The 4407-nt window shown below is 64.1% G+C and carries 4 protein-coding genes; 2 read left to right on the top strand and 2 right to left on the bottom strand.

The window, feature by feature from the left end:
• Both EPO55_RS11275 and EPO55_RS11280 read right to left on the bottom strand, forming a co-directional pair.
• On the bottom strand, positions 1 to 3157 hold a 3157-nt coding region (locus EPO55_RS11275; protein ID WP_296336887.1), incomplete at its 3' end, for a hypothetical protein.
• Positions 3158 to 3250: 93 nt separating this feature from the next.
• Entirely contained in the window at positions 3251 to 3517 is a 267-nt protein-coding gene (locus EPO55_RS11280) for a hypothetical protein (protein WP_296336888.1), read from the bottom strand.
• 272 nt (positions 3518 to 3789) lie between these two features.
• Here EPO55_RS11280 and groES point away from each other — a divergent pair, with 272 nt between their 5' ends.
• Positions 3790 to 4104 (top strand): co-chaperone GroES, encoded by a 315-nt coding sequence (groES, locus tag EPO55_RS11285; protein WP_296336889.1) that lies wholly within the window; start codon positions 3790 to 3792, stop codon positions 4102 to 4104.
• Positions 4105 to 4153: 49 nt separating this feature from the next.
• Positions 4154 to 4407: TCP-1/cpn60 chaperonin family protein (locus EPO55_RS11290; protein ID WP_296336890.1), on the top strand; the 254-nt coding region annotated here is incomplete at its 3' end.

Below are 4407 nucleotides of genomic sequence, written 5' to 3' on the forward strand. Positions count from 1 at the left end.
GAGCCTTGGCCAGCATGGTGTTCAGCTTGGCGATGTCGCCTTTGGCCAAGGCTTCGAACTTCGCCACCTCGCTGTCGACCTTGGCGATGACCTCGCGCGAGACCTCGCGTGTCTGGCTGGTCGGGGCGGCGTCGCCGACCGTCGTCATCTGGACCATGTCGAACAGCGTGTCGTTGAGGCCCGCCGGATTGCGCAGCACGTCGCGCACCGACTTGCGGTGAGGATCGACCATGACCTTCTCGATCTCCGACAGCTTGCGGCCGATGGCGATCGCCTTGGAGCGCAGGGCCGCCTGGCCCTTGCCGGTGCGCTGGCCGATGTCGTCGAGCTGGCGCTTGGCCTTGCGCAAACGGTTGACGGCCGACTTGAGCTTGGAGAGTGACGCCACCAGCTCCCGGTGGAGTGCGTACTGGGCGGCGTACTGTTCGGGCGTCGTGGCCAGCCGGGGATCCTTCACGACGGCGAACTTGGCCGACCGGGTCTTGCCGTCCGCCGTGAAATCGACGCCGTAGGTGCCGGGCACCACCGTGGGGCCCGGCGGATTGTCGGGATCCGGCGCGAGCGGCTTCGGCCGCGTCGGTGCCAACGAGTAGTCGAGCTTGGTGGGGCCGGGATACTTCAGGTCCCAGACGAAGCGGTTCAGCCCACGCTTGGTGCCGGGCTTGCGATGCGGGGCGGCGTCCTTGTCGTCGCTGGCGAAGCTCGCGATCTTGCGACCCGAGCCGTCGCGGAAGGTAAGCGTCACCGGCTTCTTGGCGTCCTCGGCCAGCCAGTAATAGACGACGGCGCCATTCGGCGGGTTCTCGCCGACGTCGAGATGCTCGCGCACGCGGACGCCGCCTTCCTTGTCGACCATCACCGTGCTGCCGTCGATGCCGAAGGCGGGGCCATAGGCGATGCCGGTGCGCACGTTGGCGCCGGCGCTCCAGTGCAGCTTGGTGCGGATCGCGGTGCGCGGCGTGAACAGCTGGTTGCCTTTGGCGCCTTTCGCCAATCCGCGCAGACCGGTCACGTCGTCGAGAATCCAGAACGAGCGGCCGTGCGTTGCCGCCACCAGATCGGCGTCCTTGAGCTTCAGGTCATAGACCGGCACGATCGGAAAGCCGCCGGCCATGCGCGTCCAGTGCGCGCCGTCGTCGAGGCTGAAGAACACCCCGGTCTCGGTGCCGACATAGAGCAGCCCCTTGGCGACAGGGTCGGCCCGGAGGACGCGCGTGATCTCGCCCTTGGGCAGGTTGCCGTTGATCGACTTCCAGCTCTTGCCGCCGTCGCTGCTCTTGAACAGGTAGGGATTGTAGTCGGCGAGCTTGTAGCGCGTGGCCGCGACGTAGACCGTCCGCGCATCGTGCGCCGAAAGCTCGACACAGCCTACATAGGCGAGCTTGGGCAGCGCCTTGGGTGTGACGTTCGTCCACTTCCTGCCGTCGTCGCGCGTCACGTGCACCAGGCCGTCGTCGGTCGAGGCCCAGATCTCGCCCTTGTGGTGCGGCGATTCGACAACGCAGGCGCAGGTGGCATGGACTTCGGCGCCGGCGCTTTCGCGGGTGATGTCGCCGCCGGAATGCTGCTGGCGCGAGCGGTCGTTCAGGCTGAGGTCGGGCGAGATCTTCTCCCAGTCCATGCCTTCGTTGCGGGTGCGGAAGACGCAGTTGCCGCCGACATAGAGCGTGCCGGGGTCGTGCGGCGAGAACACGATGGGGAAGGTCCAGGCGAAGCGGTATTTCAGGTCCTTGGGCGAGATGCCCGTCGATTCCTCCGGCCACACATTCACGAGCTGGATCTGGCGCGTGCGATGATCGTAGCGCTGCAGTGCGCCGGCGCCGCCCGGGCTCGAGCCGATGGCGCCGATGTAGACGACGTTGTGATTGCGCGGATCGACGGCAATGAAGCCCGATTCGCCGGTGCCGGGGTAGGTGCAGTCGGCCAGCGTGATGACGCCCCATTCCGAGGCGCTCGGCACCGAGATCGAGGTGTTGTCCTGCTGCGTGCCGTAGACCCGGTAGGGGTACTGGTTGTCGATGTCGAGGCGGTAGAACTGCGCGGTCTTCTGGTTGTAGACCGTCGACCACGACGCGCCGCCATTGAGCGAGATGTTCGCGCCGCCGTCGTTGCCCTCGATCATGCGGCTGGCGTCGTTTGGATCGATCCAGAGATCGTGATTGTCGCCGTGCCGCGTGGTGACTTCGCTGAAGTTCGCGCCGCCGTCGGTCGATTTCCACATCTGCAGATTGGTGACGAAGACGGTGTCGGCGTGGCCGGTGTCGGCGAAGACGTGGGTGTAGTACCAGGGCCGGTGCATCAGGTCGCGATTGTGCGACATCGCCACCCAGCGCTCGCCGTAGTCGTCGGAGCGATAGAGCCCGGTCTTGTCACCCTCGGCCTCGACCAGCGCCCACACACGGCCGGCCTTCACCGGCGAGACGGCGACGCCGATCTTGCCGAGCGGCCGCTCGGGGAAGCCAGTCTTGCTCGAGACCTCTTCCCAGCTGTCGCCGCCATCCTTGGAGCGGAAGAGGCCACTGCCGGGACCGCCGCTCGAGATGTTCCAGAAGTTGCGTTTGGCCTCCCAGACGGCGGCGAACAGGATGCGCGGGTTGTTGCGGTCCATCGAAATCTTGACCGCTCCGGCAACGTCACTGCGATAGAAAACCTTCTGCCAGTTCTTGCCGCCATCCTTCGAGCGATAGACGCCGCGTTCCTTGTTGGGGCCGAACACGTCGCCGAGTGCGGCGACATAGACCAGGTCGGGATCGGTCGGATGCACGACGATGCCGCCGATGAACTTGGTCTCTTTCAGGCCGATATGGCTCCAGGTGCGCCCGGCATCCGTCGACTTGTACATGCCGTCGCCGTAGGACACGTCGAGCCGGATTTCGGTTTCGCCGGTGCCGGCGTAGATCACGTTGGCATCCGAGGGCGCGACGGCGATGGCGCCGACGGCGGCCGAACTCATATAGCCGTCCGACACGTTGCGCCAGAACACGCCACCGTCCTCGGTCTTCCAGATGCCACCGGCGCAGGCGCCGAAATAGAACACCATCCTGTTCACGGGGTCGCCCGAGACGGCCACGACACGACCGCCGCGCGACGGGCCGATGCAGCGCCATTTCAGCGAGTCGAAACCCGACGAGGCGGGCGGCTGGATTTTCTGAGCCATGGAGAGGGGCGCCGATCCTTCAAAGTGGACGTCGGCGCGGACGGTAGGTCAGGTTCGTGCAGCGACGCAACCGCGTCGCTGCGGGCGAGGCGCTCAGTGCAGCTCGTAGAGGCCCGATGCAAACTTGAATTCGGCAGGCTTGATCAGGGCGGCGTTGGCCACCCGCACGCGGTGCAGCCTGCCGTCGATATTGCGCTCCCAGTAGTCGAGGAATTTGGTGAGGGCCGGAAATCGGGGGGCCAGATCGAGGTGCTGCCAGATGAAACTTTGCAGGACGTGATTGTGATCGGGCATCCAGTAGAGGATTTCGGCTGTCGTGATCCGGTAATCGTTGAGCTGCGCAACAAAACTCCGGTCCATTGAGCACTCCTTGACACTACACAGGTAAAGGAATAGTCACTCCGCCTTCGCAAAAAATCAATATTTGCCATGTATAACAATAGGTTAGCAGCACCATGCTCGGATTGCTGCTAGTACGAAGCGACTTTTCGCGCTCACCTTGACTCACTCCACCAACAACCCTAAATCCAGCACGCCTTTGGCACTCGCCGCTGGAGAGTGCTGATAGCAAGTCATTCGGCGCGGTCCCTGTGGGTCGCGCAAGCCCAATAGCGAATACTGGAGGAAGACCTATGAAGTTCCGTCCGCTCCATGACCGTGTCGTGGTCAAGCGCGTCGAAGAAGAAGGCAAGACCAAGGGCGGCATCATCATTCCGGACACCGCCAAGGAAAAGCCGATGGAAGGCGAGATCGTCGCCGTTGGCCCGGGCGCCCGCGATGAAAGCGGCAAGCTGGTTCCGCTCGACGTCAAGAAGGGCGACCGCATCCTGTTCGGCAAGTGGTCGGGCACCGAGATCAAGCTCGATGGCGAGGACCTCCTGATCATGAAGGAGTCCGACATCATGGGCATCATCGAAGGTTCCGCCGCGATGAAGAAGGCCGCTTAAGCGCCTTCCCATTCATCCCAATCAACAGAACATCCAAGAGGAATAGAAAATGGCAGCCAAGGAAGTCCGTTTTAGCGCGGATGCACGCGAGCGCATGCTGCGCGGCGTCGACATTCTCGCCAACGCCGTCAAGGTGACGCTGGGGCCGAAGGGCCGTAACGTCGTCCTCGACAAGAGCTTCGGCGCTCCGCGCATCACCAAGGACGGCGTCACCGTCGCCAAGGAGATCGAGCTCGCCGACAAGTTCGAGAACATGGGCGCCCAGATGGTGCGCGAAGTGGCCTCGAAGACCAACGACATCGC

Origin of the sequence: Reyranella sp., from assembly GCF_004296935.1 — a bacterium.
In the GTDB taxonomy this organism is placed as follows: Bacteria; Pseudomonadota; Alphaproteobacteria; order Reyranellales; family Reyranellaceae; genus Reyranella.

Coding starts and splice junctions, on each gene's coding strand:
- groES (WP_296336889.1), top strand. CDS start 3,790: ATGAAGTTCCGTCCGCTCCATGACCGTGTCGTGGTCAAGCGCGTCGAA.
- EPO55_RS11280 (WP_296336888.1), bottom strand. CDS start 3,517: ATGGACCGGAGTTTTGTTGCGCAGCTCAACGATTACCGGATCACGACA.